The 22,352-nt window shown below is 49.2% G+C and carries 27 protein-coding genes and 2 pseudogenes; 13 read left to right on the top strand and 16 right to left on the bottom strand.

Features of this window, described 5'->3' with window-relative positions:
* The first annotated feature begins 115 nt into the window (after window positions 1-115).
* Window positions 116-517 carry a g-type lysoyme inhibitor PliG gene (gene pliG, locus NAZ64_RS15500; RefSeq protein WP_000669693.1) on the top strand — a complete coding sequence of 134 codons (402 nt, stop codon included), beginning with the start codon at window positions 116-118 and terminating at the stop codon, window positions 515-517.
* 235 nt (window positions 518-752) lie between these two features.
* Here pliG and NAZ64_RS15495 read toward each other — a convergent pair whose 3' ends face one another.
* From NAZ64_RS15495 to NAZ64_RS15485, 3 genes are read right to left on the bottom strand one after another with little or no spacing between them, the layout of a single operon-like run.
* On the bottom strand, window positions 753-1,205 hold the full coding sequence (locus NAZ64_RS15495; protein WP_001533543.1) for a lysis protein: 453 nt from the start codon (window positions 1,203-1,205) through the stop codon (window positions 753-755).
* Between the two features lie 17 nt (window positions 1,206-1,222).
* Window positions 1,223-1,675: a lysozyme gene (locus NAZ64_RS15490; RefSeq protein WP_000984587.1), complete on the bottom strand. Its 453-nt coding sequence runs from the start codon at window positions 1,673-1,675 to the stop codon at window positions 1,223-1,225.
* Window positions 1,659-1,988, bottom strand: a complete 330-nt coding sequence (locus NAZ64_RS15485; RefSeq protein ID WP_001574216.1) for a phage holin, lambda family — start codon at window positions 1,986-1,988, stop codon at window positions 1,659-1,661. The genes NAZ64_RS15490 and NAZ64_RS15485 overlap by 17 nt, the downstream gene beginning before the upstream one ends.
* A gap of 275 nt (window positions 1,989-2,263) precedes the next feature.
* On the opposite strand from NAZ64_RS15485, the gene gtgA reads away from it, so the two are divergent.
* Together gtgA and NAZ64_RS15475 are read left to right on the top strand one after the other, a co-directional pair.
* Window positions 2,264-2,950, top strand: a complete 687-nt coding sequence (gene gtgA, locus NAZ64_RS15480; protein ID WP_001110788.1) for a type III secretion system effector protease GtgA — start codon at window positions 2,264-2,266, stop codon at window positions 2,948-2,950.
* Window positions 2,951-3,310: 360 nt separating this feature from the next.
* Window positions 3,311-3,760, top strand: a complete 450-nt coding sequence (locus NAZ64_RS15475) for a lipoprotein (RefSeq protein WP_000798706.1) — start codon at window positions 3,311-3,313, stop codon at window positions 3,758-3,760.
* A gap of 135 nt (window positions 3,761-3,895) precedes the next feature.
* Here NAZ64_RS15475 and NAZ64_RS15470 read toward each other — a convergent pair whose 3' ends face one another.
* From NAZ64_RS15470 to NAZ64_RS15415, 12 genes and pseudogenes are all read right to left on the bottom strand, one after another.
* Window positions 3,896-4,021, bottom strand: a complete 126-nt coding sequence (locus NAZ64_RS15470) for a hypothetical protein (protein WP_001534733.1) — start codon at window positions 4,019-4,021, stop codon at window positions 3,896-3,898.
* 398 nt (window positions 4,022-4,419) lie between these two features.
* Window positions 4,420-5,217 carry an antitermination protein Q gene (locus tag NAZ64_RS15465; RefSeq protein WP_001047630.1) on the bottom strand — a complete coding sequence of 266 codons (798 nt, stop codon included), beginning with the start codon at window positions 5,215-5,217 and terminating at the stop codon, window positions 4,420-4,422.
* Complete coding sequence (locus NAZ64_RS15460; RefSeq protein ID WP_001617856.1) at window positions 5,207-5,353, bottom strand: YlcG family protein; 147 nt, start codon at window positions 5,351-5,353, stop codon at window positions 5,207-5,209. The genes NAZ64_RS15465 and NAZ64_RS15460 overlap by 11 nt, the downstream gene beginning before the upstream one ends.
* Window positions 5,350-5,502, bottom strand: a pseudogene (locus tag NAZ64_RS15455) (recombination protein NinG); the annotation flags it as partial. The gene NAZ64_RS15460 and the pseudogene NAZ64_RS15455, both read right to left, overlap by 4 nt.
* A 71-nt stretch (window positions 5,503-5,573) precedes the next feature.
* Window positions 5,574-6,173 (bottom strand): DUF1367 family protein, encoded by a 600-nt coding sequence (locus tag NAZ64_RS15450; RefSeq protein WP_483640979.1) that lies wholly within the window; start codon window positions 6,171-6,173, stop codon window positions 5,574-5,576.
* A gap of 63 nt (window positions 6,174-6,236) precedes the next feature.
* Window positions 6,237-6,485, bottom strand: a complete 249-nt coding sequence (locus NAZ64_RS15445) for a hypothetical protein (RefSeq protein WP_000911591.1) — start codon at window positions 6,483-6,485, stop codon at window positions 6,237-6,239.
* A 276-nt stretch (window positions 6,486-6,761) separates the two neighbouring features.
* Window positions 6,762-7,445 (bottom strand): T3SS effector NleG family protein, encoded by a 684-nt coding sequence (locus NAZ64_RS15440; protein WP_001131212.1) that lies wholly within the window; start codon window positions 7,443-7,445, stop codon window positions 6,762-6,764.
* A 237-nt stretch (window positions 7,446-7,682) separates the two neighbouring features.
* A complete protein-coding gene (locus NAZ64_RS15435; protein WP_000089413.1) occupies window positions 7,683-8,078 on the bottom strand; it encodes a DUF977 family protein in 396 nt (131 codons plus the stop codon).
* Between the two features lie 17 nt (window positions 8,079-8,095).
* Window positions 8,096-8,848 carry an ATP-binding protein gene (locus NAZ64_RS15430; RefSeq protein WP_000788952.1) on the bottom strand — a complete coding sequence of 251 codons (753 nt, stop codon included), beginning with the start codon at window positions 8,846-8,848 and terminating at the stop codon, window positions 8,096-8,098.
* A 6-nt stretch (window positions 8,849-8,854) separates the two neighbouring features.
* Window positions 8,855-9,730: a hypothetical protein gene (locus tag NAZ64_RS15425; RefSeq protein WP_020839439.1), complete on the bottom strand. Its 876-nt coding sequence runs from the start codon at window positions 9,728-9,730 to the stop codon at window positions 8,855-8,857.
* Between the two features lie 44 nt (window positions 9,731-9,774).
* The gene (locus tag NAZ64_RS15420) at window positions 9,775-10,269 is read right to left on the bottom strand and encodes a hypothetical protein (protein ID WP_001669257.1); all 495 of its coding nucleotides are present in this window, start codon (window positions 10,267-10,269) and stop codon (window positions 9,775-9,777) included.
* Entirely contained in the window at window positions 10,256-10,510 is a 255-nt protein-coding gene (locus NAZ64_RS15415) for a helix-turn-helix domain-containing protein (protein ID WP_001033909.1), read from the bottom strand. Before NAZ64_RS15415 ends, NAZ64_RS15420 begins: the two co-directional genes overlap by 14 nt.
* A gap of 96 nt (window positions 10,511-10,606) precedes the next feature.
* On the opposite strand from NAZ64_RS15415, the gene NAZ64_RS15410 reads away from it, so the two are divergent.
* Complete coding sequence (locus tag NAZ64_RS15410) at window positions 10,607-11,032, top strand: helix-turn-helix domain-containing protein (RefSeq protein WP_483640978.1); 426 nt, start codon at window positions 10,607-10,609, stop codon at window positions 11,030-11,032.
* A 443-nt stretch (window positions 11,033-11,475) separates the two neighbouring features.
* Here the strand turns inward: NAZ64_RS15410 and NAZ64_RS15405 are convergent, their stop codons facing one another.
* A complete protein-coding gene (locus NAZ64_RS15405; protein WP_024135615.1) occupies window positions 11,476-11,655 on the bottom strand; it encodes a hypothetical protein in 180 nt (59 codons plus the stop codon).
* A gap of 430 nt (window positions 11,656-12,085) precedes the next feature.
* Between NAZ64_RS15405 and NAZ64_RS15400 the strand changes: the two genes are divergently transcribed.
* The 9 genes and pseudogenes from NAZ64_RS15400 (at window position 12,086) to asnS (ending at window position 22,103) form a co-directional block, all read left to right on the top strand.
* A complete protein-coding gene (locus NAZ64_RS15400) occupies window positions 12,086-12,370 on the top strand; it encodes a YdaE family protein (RefSeq protein WP_000613375.1) in 285 nt (94 codons plus the stop codon).
* A gap of 74 nt (window positions 12,371-12,444) precedes the next feature.
* Window positions 12,445-12,780: a hypothetical protein gene (locus tag NAZ64_RS15395; protein ID WP_000799631.1), complete on the top strand. Its 336-nt coding sequence runs from the start codon at window positions 12,445-12,447 to the stop codon at window positions 12,778-12,780.
* Between the two features lie 129 nt (window positions 12,781-12,909).
* Window positions 12,910-16,109 (top strand): annotated as a pseudogene (locus NAZ64_RS15390) (RecE family exodeoxyribonuclease).
* Window positions 16,072-17,229, top strand: coding sequence for a RecT family recombinase (locus NAZ64_RS15385; protein ID WP_077906096.1), 1,158 nt, complete (start codon window positions 16,072-16,074; stop codon window positions 17,227-17,229). Before NAZ64_RS15390 ends, NAZ64_RS15385 begins: the two are co-directional and overlap by 38 nt.
* Window positions 17,230-17,271: 42 nt before the next feature.
* Window positions 17,272-17,511, top strand: a complete 240-nt coding sequence (locus tag NAZ64_RS15380; RefSeq protein ID WP_001237031.1) for a DUF4060 family protein — start codon at window positions 17,272-17,274, stop codon at window positions 17,509-17,511.
* 40 nt (window positions 17,512-17,551) lie between these two features.
* Window positions 17,552-17,800 carry an excisionase Xis gene (gene xis / locus NAZ64_RS15375; protein ID WP_000065276.1) on the top strand — a complete coding sequence of 83 codons (249 nt, stop codon included), beginning with the start codon at window positions 17,552-17,554 and terminating at the stop codon, window positions 17,798-17,800.
* 44 nt (window positions 17,801-17,844) lie between these two features.
* Window positions 17,845-19,137 (top strand): FimB-specific integrase Int, encoded by a 1,293-nt coding sequence (int, locus tag NAZ64_RS15370; protein ID WP_001262314.1) that lies wholly within the window; start codon window positions 17,845-17,847, stop codon window positions 19,135-19,137.
* Between the two features lie 194 nt (window positions 19,138-19,331).
* Complete coding sequence (gene pncB, locus NAZ64_RS15365) at window positions 19,332-20,534, top strand: nicotinate phosphoribosyltransferase (RefSeq protein WP_000191405.1); 1,203 nt, start codon at window positions 19,332-19,334, stop codon at window positions 20,532-20,534.
* A gap of 168 nt (window positions 20,535-20,702) precedes the next feature.
* Entirely contained in the window at window positions 20,703-22,103 is a 1,401-nt protein-coding gene (gene asnS, locus NAZ64_RS15360; RefSeq protein WP_000117870.1) for an asparagine--tRNA ligase, read from the top strand.
* Window positions 22,104-22,352 lie beyond the last annotated feature (249 nt).

The following is a 22,352-nucleotide window of genomic DNA, read 5'->3' as shown; positions in this document are numbered from 1 at the left end:
CGACGCTGCCGCCCCGTAACAGGCAGAATTCCCGGAAAGGACCCTGGAAAAAACCGAACAGTTATTGTTACAATATAACAATTAATCATTTTAACGCTGACTGAGGGTCTTACATATGAAATTCAAGAGTATCGCTAAAACTGTTTTTCTTTTTGCACTGCTAACCTCAGCTGGCTTTGCAACTGGTAAAAACGTGAATGTCGAATTCGATAAAGGACAAAATAGCGCCCGCTATTCCGGCGTAATAAAGGGATACGATTACGATACATATAACTTCCAGGCCAGAAAGGGGCAGAAAGTACATGTAAGTATTTCGAATGAAGGCGCAGATACCTACCTGTTCGGGCCAGGAATTAGCGATTCCGTTGACCTGTCCAGATATTCATCTGAACTGGATGGCAATGGCCAGTACACGCTACCGGCGTCCGGAAAATACGAACTGAGAGTACTTCAGACACGTAATGAAGCCCGTAAAAACAAAGCGAAAAAATACAGCGTCAATATTCAGATAAAATAAATGCCAGCCTGGTCAGGGGATTCGTTCCAACACCAAACTTTTCAGCCACTGGGTTATTTCATGAGGTGTACCAGTTTTTAGCGTCTGGTTACGTTTTTGAGGTGTACGAAAACTGGCTTATATCAGTACGATAAAAACGCGATGTGGTAGTACGCAGACCCAGAGACATTGTCATGTTTATGCATTTCTGAAACTCCCCCGCAGGTAAGCTCCTTTTCCCTCCTGCGGGAATTTTTTATTTGCACTGCGTCCGGATGTACTCCTGCAAATACTTCAGTTTTTCCTGATCGCTGATGATTCCGGCGCGGATATCGAGAACGTTTTGTCCAGCAACTGGAGAGAGTTCGACGGTGGCAGCATTGCCCACGCGGCGGGTACTGGCGGTTTTGGTTGTGGTTGTGGTTGGCACTGTACAGCGTCCTTCGACACGCACCCGGCTACCAGCAGCAAGGCGGCGCTGCAAATCAGTATTCCTGTTTTGTGCATCAGCTAGTTCCTTTGTGTATTTTGCATCGAGGGCGGCAACGTCACGCTGGCGCTTCGTCATATCGGTAATTGTCTCGTTCGCCAGCTTCAGGTTGTGAGTAGCAGTATCACGCTGGTACTTGTAAGTGATAGCGTTATTGCGGTAGTGATTTGCCAGCCGACCGGCAACAATTAGCGAGACGAGCAACAGGCCAACAAACATCGTTTTCCAGTTGAACATCATGACAGGAACAGAGCACGCTCCGCCTCACGCCGACGGGTAAGCCCGTTCAGTACTTTGCCACCAGCCTTATTCCAGCGCAGGAACTCATCAGCGGCGCCGGCGTAATCACCAGCGTTTAGCTTCCGCAGCAGAGTTGATGAGGATAATGTCCGGGCGCCGAGGTTGTACGCGAACGACACCAGCGCATCAAACTGGCCTTGTGTCAACTTGACCTTAACCAGTTTGGACACATCATTTTCATAACCGACTAAACCAGTTTTAAGCAAGCGCTCGGCAGTAGCCTCGTCAATCATCATTCCGGGCTTAACTGGCTTACCGTCAACAGAGTGGGTCCAGCCATAACCAATCGTCCAGGGATCTCCCCCCGTTCCCGAGTCCGGATAAGCTGTCAGGCTACAACCTTCAAACTCTTTGATTAGGGTAATGCCTTTTTCACTGATTCTCATCATTAACCCCTGCACGTTTTTTGAGTGCGCTAATTGCGATTTCGCGCAGCTTGTCCACACCGACAAAGCCAATAATTCCGCCAACGAAAGGCGAAATGGAAACCGGCAGGCCTACCACATCAAGCGCACTGGTGACACATAAGGAAAGAGCGCCACACAGGACGCCCTCAAGCCATTTATTTTTACGGGTGGCGCCGTCGTATATCAGTCGGCCGTAGGCAATGAGTCCGGCCATTAACGCCCCAAGTATCTGGGGCCACGCATTTTTGAGTCCGGTCAAAACCGCAGCCCAGAATTCAGGAGTCTTGTCATTCATTTTCATAAGCCTCACCTCCGATGATTTCGGATGGTAACTAGAGTGAGTGAAATGGTTGGGTTGCAGGGTTTAATATCTTGTAAAACAGGATTGCCTGTGGTTGCAGAATCTGAAAGTAAAATCACGCAGAGTACAATTTTAATGGAGGTGAGGCACAAATACTGCAAATTTAGCTTTTAGCTTAATTGATTGCGTGCTGAGTGAATTCTGTTTGACAAAAACATGCTATTTATAGAATGTTAATTCCATGTAATAAAAAGGATGTGTAACTCATCATGCCAGCAGGAATTAAACCAATATTTATCAATAATATGATGTCAACATATGGATTATCCCATCCTCATGACAGCAAGGTATTTCCAGACCTTCCAGAACACCAAGATAATCCTTCGCAATTACGCCTCCAACATGATGGTCTTGCTACCGATGATAAAGCCAGGCTGGAACCAATGTGTCTTGCTGAATACCTTATCTCTGGACCAGGAGGAATGGACCCTGATATCGAAATTGATGATGATACCTATGATGAATGCCGTGAGGTGCTATCACGCATACTTGAAGATGCATACACTCAAAGCGGGACATTCCGCAGACTGATGAATTATGCCTACGACCAGGAATTGCATGATGTAGAACAACGCTGGTTGCTGGGAGCCGGAGAAAACTTTGGTACTACCGTAACTGATGAAGACCTGGAGAGTTCAGAAGGCAGAAAAGTGATTGCCCTCAACCTGGATGATACAGACGATGATTCAATACCAGAGTGTTATGAAAGTAATGATGGCCCACAACCATTTGATACAACACGCTCATTTATTCATGAAGTTGTACACGCGTTGACTCACCTTCAGGACAAAGAAGACAGTAATCCAAGAGGCCCGGTAGTCGAGTATACCAATATCATTTTAAAAGAGATGGGTCACACATCACCACCAAGAATCGCCTACGAATTTAGTAATTGACACTCATCAAAAAATGCAAAATCCCACGATGCTACAACACAGTAACCAGTTCAGGTCTGAGCTAATACAGGTCAGCAGTCCATAAACACTGGCTCCTGTCAGGATGCCACCTGCTAACCCAGTACCAGAAATCGATTCGGACATTCATCCCCCTCTGGTTGTGTGGGGCCTCTCAGTTATGAGGGGAAATAATAAATATCCTCCGGCATAGCCGGAGGATATTTATTCATAAAGAACACAATTAAGAATAATACCGATTTAATTAAAATAACTTGATCTCACAGTTGAAGAATGAATAATAGCGAGCCCTGCCAAGGCAGGGCATAGAAATAACCAACGAGAAGAAATAGGTAGGAACTAATGAAAAACACCGCTCTGGGTAAGTTCATTTTTATCGTCGGCACCGCGTTACTGCTCGGTGGCTGTAGTGGCATGGTCATGCCTCCCTATGCCACCCACGGTACATCGGTCGGAATCATTGCGCCGGCGGGAGGCTATAGCGAGTGGCACACGGATAGCCGCAACCACACCACAGGAGACAGTCACAGCCAGTCACAGGGAAACTGCACCCAAAGTGAAGATAGCCAGCTCAGCGAAAATGGTCTCACACGGACACACCAAAGCAACTGTAACACCCGTAGTCAAACCCACAGCAGTAGCACCAGCAAAACCCGCTCCAGCAGCGTCGGTTTCAGCGTCGGGGGGCCTGTTGGTGCTAGCATAGGGTTGATCAAGCAGATGGAGTCGATGAACCGTGCGCCAGCCAACGATATGAGTAGTAATGAGATGTTCAAGAATTTCGGTTTCTAGCACATAACGCCACCTGGTACCGTTGTGGTGTCTGGCCCGGCGGCTATCTGTAACGACTCACAATCGAAAAAAGTCAGACTCGCAATCAGCGCAAATTTTGGCTCACAATAACTGCAACTGAAATCGGACGTGGACTCACGCTAAGTGAGAGCGAAATCCGACGCTCAGAGCCAAATGAGAAGTTTTTTCCATTGGCAGTAATTGTGAGCCAGCAAAAATAGATTGTGAGTCCATTGAATGGGGATCGTTGTGCATTTTCATAAGCCTCACCTCCGATAGCTCGGATGGCGCAGTGTGAAGTAGGAAGGCCGCCCGGTGGATCAACGACAAAACTCAGAGGGATTATTCCGGACGGCACAAACAGAAAAGCCCCGGCAATCACCGAGGCTTAAATTGTTGCCGGTTACCGCTCCGGCGCGATCAGCAAAAGCTATCGCGGTATCAGATTGTGGTCCTGCCTGTGTGAGCTTTGCGGTCGGCTGGAACATGTAGACTCCGCATCACTCCCCGCACTTTGTCTTATTGGCGTCGGGAATCCATAAAAGAAAACCCCGCCGAGGCGAGGTTCTTAATTCTTGTAACGTCACAGGCATAATAACCCATCGTTGGAATCAGGTTAGCCATTTTTCGTTAAGTTTGCAATAGCTAAATTATTTTGGTCATCGAGTCACGTTTCCCAGAACCTTTTCTGCATACGATTCCTCAATATGGCAATGCTCCACCAGCCGATCGAAAAACAGTTTATAGTTGTACCGCCATACCATTTCCGTTACTCCTAGTGCTTTAAAAATCTCGGTATCTTTGAGACGTGGGTAGCCTCTTCCCTTGCATCTTGGGCATTTTTTATAAACCGGCACGCCCTGCAACTCAGATTTTTTCTTATCGAGAATTTCTCCGCGTCCCCGGCAACGACATTCATTTTTCACATGGCCTTTGCCATCACACGCCTTACACACTACGCGCACCTGCTCACGAACTGATTTCCACACCTCCCAGTCGGACGGAGAAATACCTTTCGTATCTTTTACCCATTTTGGTGGCTTACCATCCGGATAGGTAACCTTGTTCGTGAAAACCTCAGCATCAATTAATTTAGCACCATGACAGCTACTGCACGTCACCAGGCTGGCCGCGCTGAGGGAATAATCGCGAAATACATAACGCGCCATAGTGTCGAGAAATTTTGAACGCTTACCCTCTTCCATTTTCCGTAATGCCCCATGCCGTTCTGCACGCTGCTCTGCTAATAGCCTGATATAGGCGATGATATTTTCAGAAGATAAAACCCCAGCTTTTGCAAGATACAATTCAATACCCACTGCGGCTTTTGCAGTAAGTAGCCCGAGGGATGCCATTACGTCAGTAATAGTCAGCGTATCAGACGTTATTCCGCATGGTACTGCGCCGGGCATCATGGATTTAGGTGAAAAATATTTCGGTAAGGACTCAAGATTCATTTCGATGCTCCCGTTTTGCTTCAATGCGGACGTAATTACGAAGAATGCGGTATGCCACAGGAAAAGATCCCCGGTATCGATAAATTCGGAGACGCAACCAGCGCATGCGGAGTATCTCGATCAGTTCTGGTTTCATGCGGCCTCCAGCTTTTTTAGCGCACGCAGATCCGCCAGAGCCGCGAGCCTGATTTCCTTCAGCTCCTCGACCGTCCAGCGGTGCGGGGTGTTATTGTTCTCGAGTGCCAGCACCGCCGCCTCACCGTAACGCTCAACCAGCGCGGCACGGCGCCGGTATCCCGCCGCCAGCTCATCCGCCTCTTCGGTGGTACACACCGGATGCTGAAACCATGTCATTTTCATGCGAACTCCAGCAGATGCGCGGCCACATTTTCAACTTCTTCCAGAGAGGAAAATTTACGAAACAGAATCCAGTTCCACAGGACGTTCAGCACAGCTTTACAGACCTGTTGAAACTCGGTTTCGTCCATACTGGCGAACGCTATGGATTTCGCCCGGCGCCCGCGGCTGCCATCCGGATAAAAATGCCCGGTATAAAACCCGGCCTGAACGGTTACCCATTCCCGGAAGGCATCAAAAGATTTAAGAAGGGCGACGTCCCCGGTTCGCAGGGTAGCTACGTTATGGAGGTACTGTTCCGCCGCCTCGTTAAGGGCCGGGGTATATTCCTGGCCTGCGGAGTCGCAAAGAAAATTAACGAACCCGGAGATAAGTTTCTGTTCCCGCGATGTGACCGTGCCACCCGTTGGCGTCCAGTAGTCGAAACCAAGCTGAAGGAGTTTAAAAAATCGTTTATGAAAGGCGTAGTTGCGGACACGCTTAAAATCGGCGTGTATCCACTCACCGATTTTTACTGAGCGCAGGAAATCCCCACTCTCCGGCGTCGCCGGGAGCAGAAGCCCTGATGAGGTTTGCTTGACCAGTTGTAAATGCGCCATCGTTCTCTCCGGTGGCGCAGTAGATTGGGAGTTCAGCCCACAGACGAGTATAACAAAGGATGATTATTCATGATAACCGGCCCTGATAGTCAGCTCATTAATCAGGCTATCGCTCCCCATGATGTCATTTTGCAACAACGGCAGAAACCGGACATAGCGGCCATCCCGATACATCAATGACCTGTTGCAGTCAGGAAAAAAATCCATTTCAGCAATTACTGTCATGTCATCACGGCGAATAACAGCATATTTACAAGTGAATGTTTTATTTAATTTTTTCACGGTGTCTCCATAGATAACGAACTTGAGCATTTTTAAAGCACCTTCATTCTCACCATGAATATATAGGAGACTACTAATTATCATTATTAATAAATATGGATATTTTTTGACATGCTCATTTCCCGGACATTAAAAACCCGCCGGAGCGGGTTGAATGTGGGTGCATTGAGGATACCTGACACATCAGAGGCGGCGGGGATTTCTCCCCGCCGGGTCTCTTACCCCTCAAATTCGTAAGCCGTGAAGACAGCGGCCTCCGTCTGTCCGTACAAAGTTCATATTCATCTGATAATATTTAATCAGACACTACTTTAAGGTAAATTTATCACGCTCGGTATTAAAAAAACATTCACTTTTTCTAACTATCATACCCATACAGATAGGCTCCCGACTCAAAGGATGCTCTAATCCCTGACACACCAGGTTGAGGAATGCCTCTTTGTCAAATAAGCAACAAATATCTGACTGTGATGATACTTTAACAAAAACACCGTTTGTTGGAATATCCAGCGTTATCGGACAAGTTAAATGTTCTTCAGAACATGCAAAACTTCCTGCTTCAACCTGAAAACTACAGAAATTAATCCTAACAGGTAATAAATCTCTTATGTTGGCAGGTTGAGTATTAAAATGGTATCTGGCGTTCTGGGATTCAGAAAAAGTTAAAGATGCAGGCGGTGCAGGCATATTCCATGTACGATTTAATTGGCGTGCCAACCTTTCTGCATTGCTAAACCTTTCTGGATAACTCCTGCGAATATCACTATAAACCTGCCCCGGCTCACGCCATGGAACCACCTCAAATGCTCCTTCGTCGGGGCTATGACGTACCAGGTATAATGCATCACGTAGTTGCACCTGTATTTCAGTCGGCCCAGTCGCGCCATCAGGAGGTCTGGCTGCATTACGTATACTGTCGAGAATATCCGAGGGTAATGTCTCTATTCTCATATGGGTATTTAAATATACATTTGGAAAACTTAATGGCATATTTTATTTCCTTTTATATTATTAAAGTTAAGAACACAGTAATTATTATTTTTTTGAAAACATACCCCACACCATCTCACTATCATCCACACCTAACTAATACTTAAACATCCTGAATGATCTAGTATTTTTAATGCAACGCTTTCAATCAAATTTAGGACATATTCCATTTAGTCTGTTCATTATTCACACGTAGTTTCAGACGGGACTCAGCACATCCTTCCTGGTATTCGATTTTCATTCAGATTTCGCCTCCCGGTAATTTCCCCGATAAAATGCCAGTACCCTTTGCATCGTCACGCTGTTCCGGCACTCCGTACAGATAACGTTTCTGGTCCGGTCGTAGGAACGCACCACACCCTCCGGTGTTTTCAGAAAGCGGGTAATCCTGGCATCTTCACGTTTCTGCTTCCAAAGCAGGAAAGCCTGTTCCGAAGGAAAAATACCGCTTCTCCCGGCCTGATACAGATCCCCACAACTTTCCGCCTTTTCCAGGTAGTGACGGGCTGTAAAAATAGTTAACCCCGTTATCTTCCGCAGCTCTCCAAACGTCATCCGACCATGTGTTCGCACCAGTTCCGTCAGGCGCTTCTGTATTTCAGCTTTCTGCGCCGGTGTGTAATTTCTGCTCATGAAAACCCTCCGGAAAATTATTTCACCGCCCTGAGATAGCTGACGTTCGGGCGCCAGCTCCCCCAGTCAAAATTCACCCACCGCCCGCCATTCATGGTCATTCTGTCCATTACACGCTGACCAGCCAGCTTCGACAGTGCTTCATGGTTAAGGTTTGTCAGCATTCCGACGCTGCGCAGGGATGCCGTCCGGCGATCGATAATCTGGTTCAGCGTTACCTGTTCGTTTCTGGTCTCACGTTGCACGCCAACCTCATCGAGGATCAGCAGATCAACCCCGCACAATTCCCGCAGGAATTTCTCACCGGATTTCCCGTCATCGTAGCTGGCATGAAGCGCACTCATCACATCGGCGACGGTGATAACAATCACACTACGTCCGGCATTCATCAGACGATTGCCAATGGCAGCGGCCAGATGATTTTTTCCGGTACCGGGATTCCCGCTGAACACGAAGTTCGTGCAGCCAGTATCCAGTTCACCAGCAATGGATTTAGCCTGACTGAGTGCATGGCGCTGGCCGTCGTTCTGTATCCGGTAATTTGCGAACGAGCATCCGCGATGCAGCCGTTGAATCCCGGCCCGACCGAAGATTTTTTCTGCCCTCGCCTGACGATTCTGACGATCAATTTCTTCGCAACTCCTGCGCCCTTCGGCGAGTTGCCATTCCCGCCACTCCTCCGGCGTCCGGAACGGTGCTGCGCGTTCGGAAGACTGTGGCGCCAGTTTCCTGATTCTGGCCAGAATTCCGCTATCTGCGATATTTTTCATGGTCTGTCACCCCCTGAAACCCGGTGGAATGGTTTTATCCGGCGGCGAAACCGGGATACCAGGCATACCGCTGTCTCCCCTCACAGGAATATCCCAGTGATTTTCAAAATGCCTGTCCGGCCCGAAAAATGTCGCTGCCTGTTGCACGAATTCAGAACCAGCCTTGTGCGTACTACCGAGATACGCCACGTAGCGCCGGACACCGTCGAGCATGTCGCCGGGGAGGACGCCCTCCCGTCGTCGGGCATTCCAGGCTTTGAATGCAGATTTTTTCGGATTGGCGCCTGCCCGCTTCGGATATTCCTGCCAGACCAGTTCAAACTCCGCCGGATAACTCCCGCCTGGTTCATCGTTTTTTTTCGGCGATGAACCAGGAGAGATTGGTTCTGGTTCTGGTTCTGGCTCTGGCTCTGGCTCTGGCTCTGGAGTCCCAACGACAGTTTGAAACCCTTCAAGAACCCTTTCGAAACCGTTTAATTTACCCGGTTCAAACCTTGATATAGCCTGCCTCATACCATCAGCTAACAGTGACTTAATGGCTATTTTATCCGGTACATCACGGAATAATTTCAACGCTGCAATGGCTACATTCGGGTTTTCAAAACCATTCCATTCCAGATAACCGGGAATTAACACCCATCGGGTAGCTTTATCCCGTATGGCAAAACCATTACGGGATAATTCTTCAAACCCTTCTGATACCCTATTTTTATCCCATTGCAAATCCTCACAAACGTACCCGTCGGGGAGACGGAAACAGCCGGTCATATTGGCGTGGGGACTGGTTAACAGATATAACGAGAGCATCCGGCCATCATCGGAAAGCGAGCGTATGCTTTCGCTGGTCCAGAAGGATGAATTCACCTTTCCGTAATCACGCATAAAACCTCACCACGCCCTTACAGGGCGATCCGAATATATAAAAATTACTCACTGGTCATGTCTCTGGTACTGCTGGCGATAACCGCTACGTAACGCCTGTAACGCATATATGGCCTCGTCACACTCCCGCTCAAAATCCGCCAGCGGCGCGCCAAGAAGTACCGCGCTGGCCACTGCGGTTTTTTTAAAAGCTGTGAAAGCAGGTATTCAATGCTCTGCCCTGCCGTTATTCGTTTATGCAACTCCGGCGCACTTTTGCGGATCGCCTCCAGAATAGCGGGGATCAGCGCAGAGAATTTCTCGCAGTGCTCCGCCGTTTCCCGTTTCCGCCAGCGCTGAAAAATGTTTATCCGGTTACGGCGCCATGCGTCGTAATCCACCGTTCCGTCGTCACGCTCGATACGGTGAACCGCTATTTGCGGTCGCGCCGGCTGCTCCAGGAACGCGCGGGTGATCAGCTGCGTGGCGGTTTCCTGGGTTATCTGTAGATATGCCAGCCATGACGATAACGCCTGACTGGCTGTTTCAGGGGTGATCATGGTTGTTCACCTTCGCTAATATGGTTCTGCTATCGTTCACATGAGGCGGGAAAACATCATCAAGAACACAGCGAGATCCCAGATGGTTAAGTGTGGCAACAATTTTTCGGCACTCCTCCAGTCCGGGTGTGCGAAAATTTGCTTCGTAGTTCGCCAGACGGCTCTGTATCCATCCCAGGTGAGTCGCAAACTGCCGTTGAGATAGCCCCAGTTGCTTTCTGTATGTTGAAATTTTGTTCATTTAAAACCTCCGCCAACAATTCTAAACACAATATGTGTTGCATGGTCAAGTTGTTTTGTGTTTTGCGTAAATCACGCATCGTGATAAAAGGGAGCCATGAGAAAAGAAAATGAAAAAATTGCCGCCAGCCGGCTTAATGATGAGATCGCAATGCGCCTCAAGGGGCGCAGACAAAAGCTCGGCCTGTCTCAAGGTAAACTGGCTGAGATTTGTGGATGGACTCAGTCACGCATAGGAAACTATGAAGCAGGAAGTAGAAATGTTGGGGTGTATGATGCAGTTGTACTTGGTGAAGCACTAGGTATTTCCCCACCCGAACTTCTGTTTGGTGAAAAGGACTCCTCGCAGGCATGGCTAAGTGATCAACATAAAAAATTACTTGAGTTATTCAATCAGTTACCAAACTCAGAGCAACAACGAATGATTGATCTCTTTGAGGTTCGTTTAAAAGAGATTGATGACTATGTTGAAACGTACCTAAGAAATCGGCTTAAAAACTCAACTCAACCACCAGAAAACTAACTTAAGACTTGACCTGAATAGTTTAAAACCTGCCACTGGCGGGTTTTTTATTGCCTCAAGCCCAGCAGAACGCCTTCCTTTAATCAAAAACACATTTTGTGTTGACAATTACACACAATTTCGTGTTTAATGAATTCATCAAGACAACGCCAGACCAGATAACAGCCGGACAATACCAAGAGTTATCCCGCTGCTGAGTCGGGCTAAGTAGCCAGCCTGAGGCATACGAACATGACGGCAGTTGTTGGTAAGTAACAAGCGCAGTAGATAAAACGTTCCGCCGCCGGGCGTTAAGCGGATGAGGTGAAAGATGAAGATGCAAGAACTTCCAGTAGAGATTCAGGCTATCGCAGCTTCTACTCTGCGTAGAAAAATGAAAATCAATGACCAGCGAGCAGATAAAGAGCCAGTCGAGAAACTGGCTCATGAGGTGAGAGAGGCGTTTACGAAGCTTTATCTTCCTGTTGAGGTCGATCCCTCTCAGCGCGGTAGTGGTTAAGCATATGTGTAAAAACATCCGAAGCATCACTTGCGTAACTAATTTTGCCCGCTCTGATTAACTCAAGAACCACTTCGTGAGCTGCTTTTTCAGGAAAAACAAAAGGGCTGATTGTATCAGACATAATATTTCCTTACTGGTTGCGTGGGAACTCCAGTATACCACCGCCCCGATGTGGATAAAGACAGGCGTCAGCTCCACGATACGGAGCATACAACACGAAAGCGCGTTCGTTACTTAACTAAGGTTGTCGTTAAATCCACCGATCCTGGTTGAGCGCGCTTCCGGTTGCGAGTGGAACCCGTGACATTGCTGTGTGTAGTCTTTGGCGGTACCAGTTCATTCCTTTCTGGTTTCCGCCCTTTTTAAAGCGAATTTTGTGGTGTGGTGAATGCGGCTAAGCGCACGCGGCACAGTTAAAAAGACATAACGGTCCTTCATGTTGTGGGTGGAAATAGTAGTCGGCGGTAATGGTTAACTGGTTATCGTCACCTGGAGGCACCAGGCACCGCACCAACAAAATTCGCTTATAAACAGGCAAAGAGGATAAAACGATGATACCTGTCATTACACCTCGTTCCGACTGGATGCGCAGTCCGGCTAAACAGCAGACTGCAATAAACAGAAAGCCGGGCTTGATTCGTAAAATTTATACTCTACTCACCCAGAAAGGAGACCCGACATTAATTAACTGCGCATATTGTCAGAAAGCAATACCGGAAGAGACCGCATACGAATATGAACTGATATATATGCACGGAACGCTTATTTCACGTAAAAATCAAAAATATTGCAGTAAACGCTGTGCCAGCCATGACCAGATGGCACATGAACTTTAATTAATCATTTACTGAAACAATAAAACTATGCCAGCAATGGCAGGGATTCACTCAACCTGAAAAAGGAAATAAAAATGAAAAATACAACGCCTGATGCAGCAGTATTACAGGAACTAAAAGAACTCACCAGCCGTATATTTAAGATATGCGAGCAAAACAATATGCCGGTAGTTATTGGCTATTCATACGAGTTAAGCAGAAACGAAAATGGCTATTCAATAAATAAATCAATAACTGCATATGCAGATGAAAAAACAGGGGCATGGGACTCCTCTATAGCCGCAGCAGCCATGTTGCTCAAAGTGAAAGACGTCCCCCGGGATGTTATTGGTGCATTGAAGAGCCTGTCTGTTGCCAGTGATTTTGCGCGGGCGATGTCTGAGGCCTCAAAGGAAAAAAGCCTGCATTAAATCCCGGCTTTACATCCCGGCGATGCTGAGGTGAGCGACCAGACCCACCACCAGAGACATGACCAGTGAGCACCCGGAGAGGATTTTCACTGGCAAAACGATTTTAATCTTAACTGAGGTTAAAAAACAATGAGCATTAAGCAGGAAGAATATTCATTTTACTACAAGGTTAAAAATGAAAGTGCCAGGAAACGCCTCGGCTTTAAAGCCGGTTTTTTCTGGTGTACAGCTAAAAAGCAGTCACTCGCCCTCTCCCGTGGCGAACTGGCTATGGATGCTGCCGGATTTGATGAAGCTGATTTTGCCAGACCTGTACGCGTACATTTTCCGGTAGAAAATGACATTCCGCCCGAGGGTGTCTTTGACACTAAATTTTGTGAAAACCGCGAACCCGGTGGCGAAGACGGCAAAACCCTGACACTTATCCCCGGCGCAGCTTCTGCTGTTAAATCAGATGAAACAGAACTCGCCGACGGTGCTGGCACTCCTGCCGGAGAAAACGGGATACAGGAATCTCATAACCCGCCAGCAAACCCTCAACTGACCGTGGTTGCGACACTGCCGTTCCGCCATCGCGTTCTGGCACAGTATATTGGCGATGGAGAATATCTTTATCACGTCGATACAGGCCAGAAAAAAGAAATCGCGTGTCTGGAGATGGATACTCAGAATACCACTGTCCAGAACCTGATACTCGCCGCAGAAAATGTAGAGCCGTTCAAAAAAGCTATCGAGCACGATATTCACAAAGCAGTGAATGCGTATAAACAGGTATTTCCTGTCGATGGAAAAGTGCCTGAGTTATGCACCACTATTAAGTTTTTTAAGGAATGGTTCAGTGCTGAACACATTAACCACGGCCTGCTGGTTAAGGAATGGGCTGAACGCCTGAAGAATAAACCTGCACCCGTTAAAAAAACCGGGCCACATAAAGTAATTGTCGACGACGTAAATAAGCCAGAACGTCCACGCCGTAGCGAAAAACCGACACACAGAACGATTAACTATGAGCTCGCCTGTGGTTTCTGTGAGGAGCTGGATCTGAATAACCTGCGTCCTGCAATGGATTTTGCAAAACGTATCATCGCCGAAGACCGGGAAGACTGGAAACAAATGTCGATGACAGTGGGCATTATTCCCGACATCAAAGGCTACGACCGACAGACCATTATTGACCTGGTACGCAAAGCGCCAAAGGCCGTACATAACGGTAATCCTGATCTTCGCCGGACGTGGTGCGAAAGCTTTCTTGCCGTTCATGGTGTTCGCGATCCGGACTGGTACGAATATGTGCCTGATAACACCCCAACAACCCATGAAGAAAATGCAGCAAGGCTTCGTCAGGCGGGCAAATGTCTGCGGGATATTGAGACAGGGAGATTTCAGTGTGATGAAGAAAAACCGCAACCGACAGGCGAACTGGCAAATGAACCAGCAACGCCTGAAGCAGTGGAACAGGACACAACTGAACATCATCCGGACCCGCAGCCGCTGGAGAATGAGCCACCTGTAAGCCAGACAGAAGCAGGCTACCAGAAAATACGGGCAGAACTGCACGAAGCACGTAAAAACATTCCACCCAAAAACCCGGTTGATGTTGGTAAACAACTGGCAGCCGCGCGCGGTGAATATGTCGAAGGCATCAGCGACCCGAACGATCCGAAGTGGGTGAAGACAGAGACAAACCAGCCGACCACCGAACCTGAACTGGTTAAAAATGTTGGCAACGGTATTTTCGACGTGTCCGCTTTAATGCAGAACTCATCAACTCATGGCACAGAAACGAATCCGGAGATCACCAGCAATGTGCAGGTTCAAGAAGCTGACAGTGATGAAAAACAGGCTGGTGATGCGGTGCAGGCAGGCGAAGGCGATCTGGGTACTGGTAAAGAAGCAGTTACCGTAGAGAACCATAATCAGGCTGAAACGCACCAGAACAACGATTCTGTGAGCCAATCTGAACCTGAGGCGCAACAAAACGTACCGGAATCGCAACAAGAAGAGCCAGAAGCAGCCTGGCCGGAATACTTCGAGCCGGGCCGCTATGAAGGTGTACCAAACGAGGTTTACCACGCCGCCAACGGGATCAGCTCAACTCAGGTGAAAGATGCTCGCGTGTCGCTGATGTACTTTAACGCGCGTCACGTAGAGAAGACTATCGTCAAAGAGCGCTCTCCAGTGCTTGATATGGGCAACCTGGTACATGCTCTGGCTCTACAGCCGGAAAACCTCGAAGCGGAGTTCAGCGTAGAGCCGGAGATCCCTGAGGGTGCTTTCACCACCACCGCCACCCTGCGCGAGTTCATCGACGCGCACAACGCCAGCCTGCCAGCGCTGCTGAGTGCTGCTGAGTGCTGCTGAGTGCTGATGATATCAAAGCGCTGCTGGAAGAGTACAACGCCACCCTGCCGTCGCAGATGCCGCTTGGAGCTTCGGTAGATGAAACCTATGCATCGTATGAGCAGCTTCCCGAAGAATTCCAGCGCATTGAAAACGGCACCAAACATACAGCCACGGCGATGAAAGCCTGCATCAAAGAGTACAACGCCACCCTGCCCGCGCCGGTTAAAACCAGCGGCAGCCGTGACGCGCTGCTGGAGCAACTGGCAATAATCAACCCTGACCTGGTCGCTCAGGAAGCGCAAAAATCGTCGCCGTTGAAAGTATCTGGCACGAAGGCCGATCTGATTCAGGCCGTGAAATCAGTCAACCCGGCAGCGGTATTCGCCGACGAATTGCTGGATGCGTGGCGGGAGAACACCGAAGGGAAAGTGCTGGTCACCCGCCAACAGCTCAGCACCGCGCTGAACATTCAGAAAGCCCTGCTGGAGCACCCGACCGCCGGCAAATTGCTGACTCACCCAAGCCGCGCTGTCGAGGTTAGCTATTTTGGGATTGATGAGGAAACCGGGTTGGAAGTTCGGGTACGCCCTGACCTTGAGATCGATATGGGCGGCCTGCGCATTGGCGCCGACCTGAAAACTATCAGCATGTGGAACATCAAGCAGGAAGGCCTGCGTGCGAAGTTGCACCGGGAAATCATCGACCGGGACTATCACCTGAGCGCGGCCATGTACTGCGAAACTGCGGCGCTGGACCAGTTTTTCTGGATTTTCGTCAACAAAGACGAGAACTACCACTGGGTCGCCATCATTGAGGCGTCTACCGAGTTGCTGGAACTTGGCATGCTGGAATACCGCAAAACAATGCGAGCGATAGCAAACGGCTTCGACACTGGTGAATGGCCAGCGCCTATCACAGAAGACTACACCGACGAACTGAACGATTTTGATGTGCGCCGCCTTGAAGCGTTGCGCGTACAGGCATAAGGGGAAAATCATGGAAAACACCAATATTATTACCACTGAGCAGCAGGCACCAAACACCATTTCTGCCAGTAACGCAATTTTTAACGTTCAGGCGCTGGGTCAGTTAACAGCTTTCGCTAACCTGATGGCAGACTCACAGGTGACGGTACCGGCACACCTTGCAGGGAAACCAGCCGACTGTATGGCTATCGTCATGCAGGCTATGCAATGGGGTATGAATCCTTACGCTGTGGCGCAGAAAACACACCTGGTTAACGGTGTTCTTGGTTACGAGGCACAACTGGTCAACGCAGTAATCGCAAGCTCCAGTGCCATTCATGGCCGTTTTCATTACCGCTATGGGGGTGACTGGGAGCGCTGCACCAGGACACAGGAAATCACACGCGATAAAAACGGTAAAAGTGGGAAGTACACCGTCACTGAGCGCGTTCGTGGCTGGACGGATGAGGACGAGATCGGCCTGTTCGTTCAGGTTGGTGCCATTATGCGAGGTGAATCTGAAATCACCTGGGGAGAACCTCTTTACCTCTCCGGCGTTGTTACCCGCAATTCTCCGCTATGGGTTTCAAACCCTAAACAGCAAATTGCCTATCTGGGCGTTAAATATTGGGCTCGCCTGTACTGCCCGGAAGTGATCCTCGGCGTGTACAGCCCTGATGAGGTTGAACAACGAGAAGAACGAGAGATTAACCCTGCTCCAGTCCAGCGCATGAGCGTACAGGAAATCACCAGCGAGGTTAGCACCAGGACCAGCGCGCAGGAGTCGGCAGCTAACGTTGATGCTGTTGCCGACGATCTTCGCGAACGCATTGATACAGCAAGTTCCGTTGATCAGGCAAAAGCAATCCGTGCGGATATCGAATCACAGAAAGCGTTGCTGGGTACTGCGCTGTTCACCGAATTAAAAAACAAAGCAGTGAAGCGCTATTACCAGGTCGATGCACAGAACAAAGTCGAGGCAGTGATCAACTCAATTCCAAACCCTGGCGAACCGGAAGCCGCAGAGATGTTTGCTAAAGCTGAAAGTATGCTTGGCGCTGCTAAACGTCATCTTGGCGACGAGCTGCACGATAAGTACCGCATCACCCTGGACGATATGAAACCGGAATACATCGGCTAATTGCATCGGGAGGGGTTACGCCCTCCCGCCTGAGGAGGCTTTATGCGCCTTATAAATCGCAGTAAGCAATCGCCATTGGGCCGTCGCGCATGTGATGTTGCACTGGCTGCGCATCATGAGAAGTTCGGCGATTACGGCAGACAAAAGCACGTTACCAATTACACCGTTGTAGTGGATGGCGTAAAGGTTCCTGTCGAAGTAGTTAACCGGGCCACCAGCTACGTAGCCACCGCAATGATCGGCGTCCGGAAACTTAGAAATCTGCCAGCACAGGCAAACTGAATATTAGCGATGGCCCGCTGCGGGGCCACTGGAGAAAACGATGAGCAACATTATCCAACTGACGCCAAACAAGTGGGTTAGCGAAAAAGTTCTGATTGCGGTTACCGGGCTTAAGCCCGGAACCATTACCCGCGCCAGAAAAGAATCCTGGATGCTGGGCCGCGAGTACCTGCACATTTCACCAGACGGAAATCCGAAGCCTTCGAGCGAATGCATATACAACAGAGAAGCCGTTGATCAGTGGATCGAGGCGCAGAAAAAAAATCAACCAGGTGCGAAGACAACATGAAAAGCAGTACACTCGTCAATGCTCCTGGACGTCAGGAGGGATTAATGGCTAATGCATCATACCCGACAGGCGTCGAAAACCACGGCGGTTCGCTCCGCATCTGGTTTCTGTATAAAGGTAAACGTGTCAGGGAAAACCTTGGTGTCCCTGACACTGCAAAAAATCGCAAGATAGCTGGCGAACTGCGTTCTTCGGTTTGTTTTGCGATAAGGATGGGGAATTTTAACTATGTGGAAAAATTCCCAAACTCACCGAACCTTGCCCGGTTCGGTCAGGATAGAAAGGAAATTACTGTGCTGGAGCTTACCGAAAGATGGTCCGAGCTGAAGAGAATGGAGATCAGCTCTAATACCATGAGTAGGTACGAATCTATCATAAAAAACATGCTTCCACTCATCGGCGAAAACAAAATGGTTTCTGCGGTGACTACTGAGGATTTGCTGTATGTCAGGAAGGAGTTGCTGACGGGCTTTCAGGTAATGAAGAAGGATCACCGGACTCAGGTTAAAGGCCGGAAATCGTCCACAGTGAATAATTACATGATGCTGATGGCCGAGATCTTCCAGTTTGGAACAGATAACGGCTATGCAAAGGAAAACCCGTTTAGCGGAATTAACCGTCTCAAGAAAGCGAAAGGGGAACCTGATCCACTCACGACAGACGAGTTCATCAGGTTTATCCAGGCATGCGGCCACCAGCAGATGAGAAATCTCTGGTCACTGGCAGTCTATACCGGAATGAGGCATGGGGAGTTGTGCGGTCTGGCCTGGGAAGATATCGATCTGCATGCCGGGACGATCATTGTGAAGCGCAACCTTACCCAGACGGATGAGTTCACCCTGCCAAAAACCGACGCAGGTACTGACAGGGTGATATATCTCATTCAACCAGCTATTGATGCCCTGAGGAATCAGGCCCAGTTGACACGCCTTGGCCGGCAGTTTGAGGTTGAAGTGAAGTTGCGGGAATATGGACAATCTGTCATTCAGCCCTGCACGTTCGTATTCAGCCCTCAATGCGTCAAACGTGGACCTCGCACAGGATATCACTACGCGGTTAATTCCATTAATAAAATTTGGGGCCCGATAATCAAGCGTGCCGGCATTCGTTACCGTAACGCGTATCAGTCACGACATACCTATGCATGCTGGTCATTATCAGCTGGTGCTAACCCAAACTTTATAGCAACGCAGATGGGGCATACCGATGCACAGATGGTTTACAAGGTGTATGGAAAGTGGATGTCAGAGAAGAGCGCAGAACAGGTTTCTCTGCTCAACCAGGCACTTTCCCGCTATGCCCCATCACTGCCCCAAAGCATGGTAGCAGCGCAGTAGAAATCCTTAAATTCAAGGGGTTAGCAGTCGCATCGCTACATTTTTATAACATGGGGCACGAAATGCGCTCGACCCTAAAGACAGCTTATGGTGTGATCGGGGTTCAATAAATCGCTAAACAAGGTATACTCCAGCGGTTTTCTTAGTTGTTTATTGTACTAAACGCTCCCGTGAGAGGACGCAACAGCGCACCTATGACACAATTCGCTTCTCCTGTTCTGCACTCGTTGCTGGATACAGATGCTTATAAGTTGCATATGCAGCAAGCCGTTTTTCATCACTACTATGATGTGCAGGTAGCGGCTGAGTTTCGTTGCCGTGGCGACGACCTGCTGGGTATTTATGCCGATGCTATTCGCGAGCAGGTGGACGCGATGCAGCACCTGCGCCTCCAGGAGGACGAGTTCCAGTGGCTCTCCGGCCTGCCCTTTTTTAAACCGGATTATCTGAACTGGTTACGCGAGTTTCGCTATAACCCAGCTCAAGTCTGTGTCACCAACGATAACGGCAAGCTGAATATTCGCTTAACCGGCCCGTGGCGTGAAGTCATTATGTGGGAAGTGCCGCTGCTGGCCGTGATCAGTGAGCTGGTTCATCACTACCGCTCGCCAAACGCGGGCGTTGATCAGGCGCTCGACGCGCTGGAAAGTAAGCTGGTTGATTTCACTGCGTTAACCGCCAATCTCGATATGTCCCGCTTCCACCTGATGGACTTCGGCACCCGCCGCCGTTTCTCTCGTGAAGTGCAGCAGGCGATAGTTAAACGTCTCCAGCAGGAGTCATGGTTCGTCGGCACCAGCAACTATGATCTCGCGCGTCGCCTGGCGCTGACGCCGATGGGCACTCAGGCGCACGAATGGTTCCAGGCGCATCAACAAATCAGTCCGGACCTGGCGACCAGCCAGCGTGCCGCGTTGGCCGCCTGGCTTAACGAATATCCGGACCAGCTTGGTATCGCATTGACAGATTGCATTACAATGGATGCGTTTTTACGCGATTTCGGCATTGAATTCGCCAGCCGTTATCAGGGGTTACGCCACGACTCAGGAGACCCTGTCGCATGGGGCGAAAAGGCGATTGCCCATTATGAAAAGCTGGGGATTGATCCGCTGACAAAAACGCTGGTCTTTTCAGATAACCTTGATCTGCAAAAGGCGGTCGAGCTCTATCGCCATTTCGCCTCTCGCGTTCAGTTAAGCTTCGGCATCGGTACCCGCCTGACCTGCGATATCCCTCAGGTAAAACCGCTCAATATTGTGATTAAACTCGTGGAATGTAACGGAAAGCCGGTGGCTAAACTTTCCGACAGCCCCGGTAAAACGATCTGTCATGATAAAGCGTTTGTGCGCGCGCTGCGTAAAGCCTTTGATCTCCCGCAGATCCGCAAAGCTAGTTAATTCTTTCCTGGGAGCCTGCCTGGGCTCCTTTTTCAGGTTTATTTCCGAAATCTTTCACTTCAGCTGCGATTTCTACTTGTCTGATTGCAGATGCCAGGTAACATAGGAATACCCCCATTTCGGGTGGACAAGTGTTTATTTTTTCCGACTATTAACAGAGAGAATATTATGAGCGTTGTGCCTGTAGCCGACGTACTCCAGGGCCGTGTAGCCGTTGACCAAGAAGTCACCGTGCGCGGATGGGTGCGTACCCGCCGAGATTCAAAAGCTGGCATCTCCTTCCTCGCCGTTTATGACGGCTCCTGCTTTGATCCTGTACAGGCTGTCATTAATAATTCTCTGCCCAATTATAATGAAGAAGTATTACACCTGACGACAGGCTGCTCCGTGGTAGTAACAGGTAAGGTTGTCGCGTCGCCGGGACAGGGGCAAAGTTTCGAAATCCAGGCTACGAAAGTAGAGGTCGCAGGCTGGGTGGAAGATCCGGATACCTACCCGATGGCGGCAAAACGCCATAGCATTGAGTATCTGCGTGAGGTCGCGCATCTGCGCCCGCGCACTAACCTGATTGGCGCGGTAGCGCGCGTCCGCCATACTCTGGCGCAGGCGCTGCATCGCTTCTTCGATGAGCAGGGTTTCTTTTGGGTCTCTACCCCGCTGATTACCGCTTCCGATACCGAAGGCGCTGGTGAAATGTTCCGCGTCTCAACGTTGGATCTGGAAAACCTGCCGCGTAACGACCAGGGCAGGGTAGATTTTGACAAAGACTTTTTTGGCAAAGAATCATTCCTGACCGTTTCCGGCCAGCTCAACGGTGAAACGTATGCCTGTGCGCTGTCCAAAATCTATACTTTTGGGCCGACCTTCCGCGCGGAAAATTCCAACACCAGCCGTCACCTGGCGGAGTTCTGGATGCTGGAGCCGGAAGTGGCGTTCGCCGATCTGGAAGACAACGCCCGTCTGGCGGAAGCCATGCTGAAATATGTCTTCAACGCGGTTCTGGAAGAGCGTGCGGATGACATGAAGTTCTTTGCCGAACGCGTGGATAAAGACGCTATCGCTCGTCTGGAGCGTTTTGTCTCCACCGACTTCGCTCAGGTGGATTACACCGATGCGGTCGCCATTCTGGAACGCTGTGGTAAGACATTTGAAAATCCGGTGTTCTGGGGCGTCGACCTCTCTTCCGAACACGAACGTTATCTGGCGGAAGAGCATTTCAAAGCGCCGGTAGTGGTGAAAAACTATCCGAAGGAAATTAAAGCGTTTTACATGCGCCTTAACGAAGATGGCAAAACCGTGGCGGCCATGGATGTGCTGGCGCCGGGAATCGGCGAAATCATCGGTGGTTCCCAGCGTGAAGAGCGTCTGGATGTGCTGGATGCCCGTATGGCCGAAATGGGGCTGAATAAAGAAGATTACTGGTGGTATCGCGACTTGCGTCGCTACGGTACTGTACCGCATTCCGGCTTTGGCCTGGGCTTTGAACGCCTTATCGCTTACGTCACGGGTGTGCAAAACGTGCGCGATGTTATTCCGTTCCCACGGACCCCACGCAACGCCAGCTTCTGATTTTTACGTCACACTCAAGGCCAGCTATGCTGGCCTTTTTTTTCGCCTGAATGTCAGTTTTATTATCAATAAGTAAATAAATTTAATTACAACCCTCTGAATTACCACATCTTGTTACTGTATATTTCACTAAAATATTTACACATAAAAATTAATCCTTAATTTTATTGCGGATTAGATTTTTCTGCTCTAATAGCACAATTTTTCACCATAATTTCGGACATCAAGACTTCTAAATGGCTATTTTTA

Source organism: Salmonella sp. A1325, from assembly GCF_056991255.1.
Note: the sequence above shows the minus strand (reverse complement) of the source record. Positions and strands in the feature narration are given on the sequence as shown.

Excerpts from the sequence above, each read along its gene's own strand:
- pliG (WP_000669693.1), top strand. The coding sequence starts at position 116 with ATGAAATTCAAGAGTATCGCTAAAACTGTTTTTCTTTTTGCACTGCTA.
- NAZ64_RS15495 (WP_001533543.1), bottom strand. The coding sequence starts at position 1,205 with ATGTTTGTTGGCCTGTTGCTCGTCTCGCTAATTGTTGCCGGTCGGCTG.
- NAZ64_RS15490 (WP_000984587.1), bottom strand. The coding sequence starts at position 1,675 with ATGATGAGAATCAGTGAAAAAGGCATTACCCTAATCAAAGAGTTTGAA.
- NAZ64_RS15485 (WP_001574216.1), bottom strand. The coding sequence starts at position 1,988 with ATGAATGACAAGACTCCTGAATTCTGGGCTGCGGTTTTGACCGGACTC.
- gtgA (WP_001110788.1), top strand. The coding sequence starts at position 2,264 with ATGCCAGCAGGAATTAAACCAATATTTATCAATAATATGATGTCAACA.
- NAZ64_RS15475 (WP_000798706.1), top strand. The coding sequence starts at position 3,311 with ATGAAAAACACCGCTCTGGGTAAGTTCATTTTTATCGTCGGCACCGCG.
- NAZ64_RS15470 (WP_001534733.1), bottom strand. The coding sequence starts at position 4,021 with ATGAAAATGCACAACGATCCCCATTCAATGGACTCACAATCTATTTTT.
- NAZ64_RS15465 (WP_001047630.1), bottom strand. The coding sequence starts at position 5,217 with ATGAATCTTGAGTCCTTACCGAAATATTTTTCACCTAAATCCATGATG.
- NAZ64_RS15460 (WP_001617856.1), bottom strand. The coding sequence starts at position 5,353 with ATGAAACCAGAACTGATCGAGATACTCCGCATGCGCTGGTTGCGTCTC.
- NAZ64_RS15450 (WP_483640979.1), bottom strand. The coding sequence starts at position 6,173 with ATGGCGCATTTACAACTGGTCAAGCAAACCTCATCAGGGCTTCTGCTC.
- NAZ64_RS15445 (WP_000911591.1), bottom strand. The coding sequence starts at position 6,485 with ATGCTCAAGTTCGTTATCTATGGAGACACCGTGAAAAAATTAAATAAA.
- NAZ64_RS15440 (WP_001131212.1), bottom strand. The coding sequence starts at position 7,445 with ATGCCATTAAGTTTTCCAAATGTATATTTAAATACCCATATGAGAATA.
- NAZ64_RS15435 (WP_000089413.1), bottom strand. The coding sequence starts at position 8,078 with ATGAGCAGAAATTACACACCGGCGCAGAAAGCTGAAATACAGAAGCGC.
- NAZ64_RS15430 (WP_000788952.1), bottom strand. The coding sequence starts at position 8,848 with ATGAAAAATATCGCAGATAGCGGAATTCTGGCCAGAATCAGGAAACTG.
- NAZ64_RS15425 (WP_020839439.1), bottom strand. The coding sequence starts at position 9,730 with ATGCGTGATTACGGAAAGGTGAATTCATCCTTCTGGACCAGCGAAAGC.
- NAZ64_RS15420 (WP_001669257.1), bottom strand. The coding sequence starts at position 10,269 with ATGATCACCCCTGAAACAGCCAGTCAGGCGTTATCGTCATGGCTGGCA.
- NAZ64_RS15415 (WP_001033909.1), bottom strand. The coding sequence starts at position 10,510 with ATGAACAAAATTTCAACATACAGAAAGCAACTGGGGCTATCTCAACGG.
- NAZ64_RS15410 (WP_483640978.1), top strand. The coding sequence starts at position 10,607 with ATGAGAAAAGAAAATGAAAAAATTGCCGCCAGCCGGCTTAATGATGAG.
- NAZ64_RS15405 (WP_024135615.1), bottom strand. The coding sequence starts at position 11,655 with ATGTCTGATACAATCAGCCCTTTTGTTTTTCCTGAAAAAGCAGCTCAC.
- NAZ64_RS15400 (WP_000613375.1), top strand. The coding sequence starts at position 12,086 with ATGATACCTGTCATTACACCTCGTTCCGACTGGATGCGCAGTCCGGCT.
- NAZ64_RS15395 (WP_000799631.1), top strand. The coding sequence starts at position 12,445 with ATGAAAAATACAACGCCTGATGCAGCAGTATTACAGGAACTAAAAGAA.
- NAZ64_RS15385 (WP_077906096.1), top strand. The coding sequence starts at position 16,072 with ATGTGCGCCGCCTTGAAGCGTTGCGCGTACAGGCATAAGGGGAAAATC.
- NAZ64_RS15380 (WP_001237031.1), top strand. The coding sequence starts at position 17,272 with ATGCGCCTTATAAATCGCAGTAAGCAATCGCCATTGGGCCGTCGCGCA.
- xis (WP_000065276.1), top strand. The coding sequence starts at position 17,552 with ATGAGCAACATTATCCAACTGACGCCAAACAAGTGGGTTAGCGAAAAA.
- int (WP_001262314.1), top strand. The coding sequence starts at position 17,845 with ATGGCTAATGCATCATACCCGACAGGCGTCGAAAACCACGGCGGTTCG.
- pncB (WP_000191405.1), top strand. The coding sequence starts at position 19,332 with ATGACACAATTCGCTTCTCCTGTTCTGCACTCGTTGCTGGATACAGAT.
- asnS (WP_000117870.1), top strand. The coding sequence starts at position 20,703 with ATGAGCGTTGTGCCTGTAGCCGACGTACTCCAGGGCCGTGTAGCCGTT.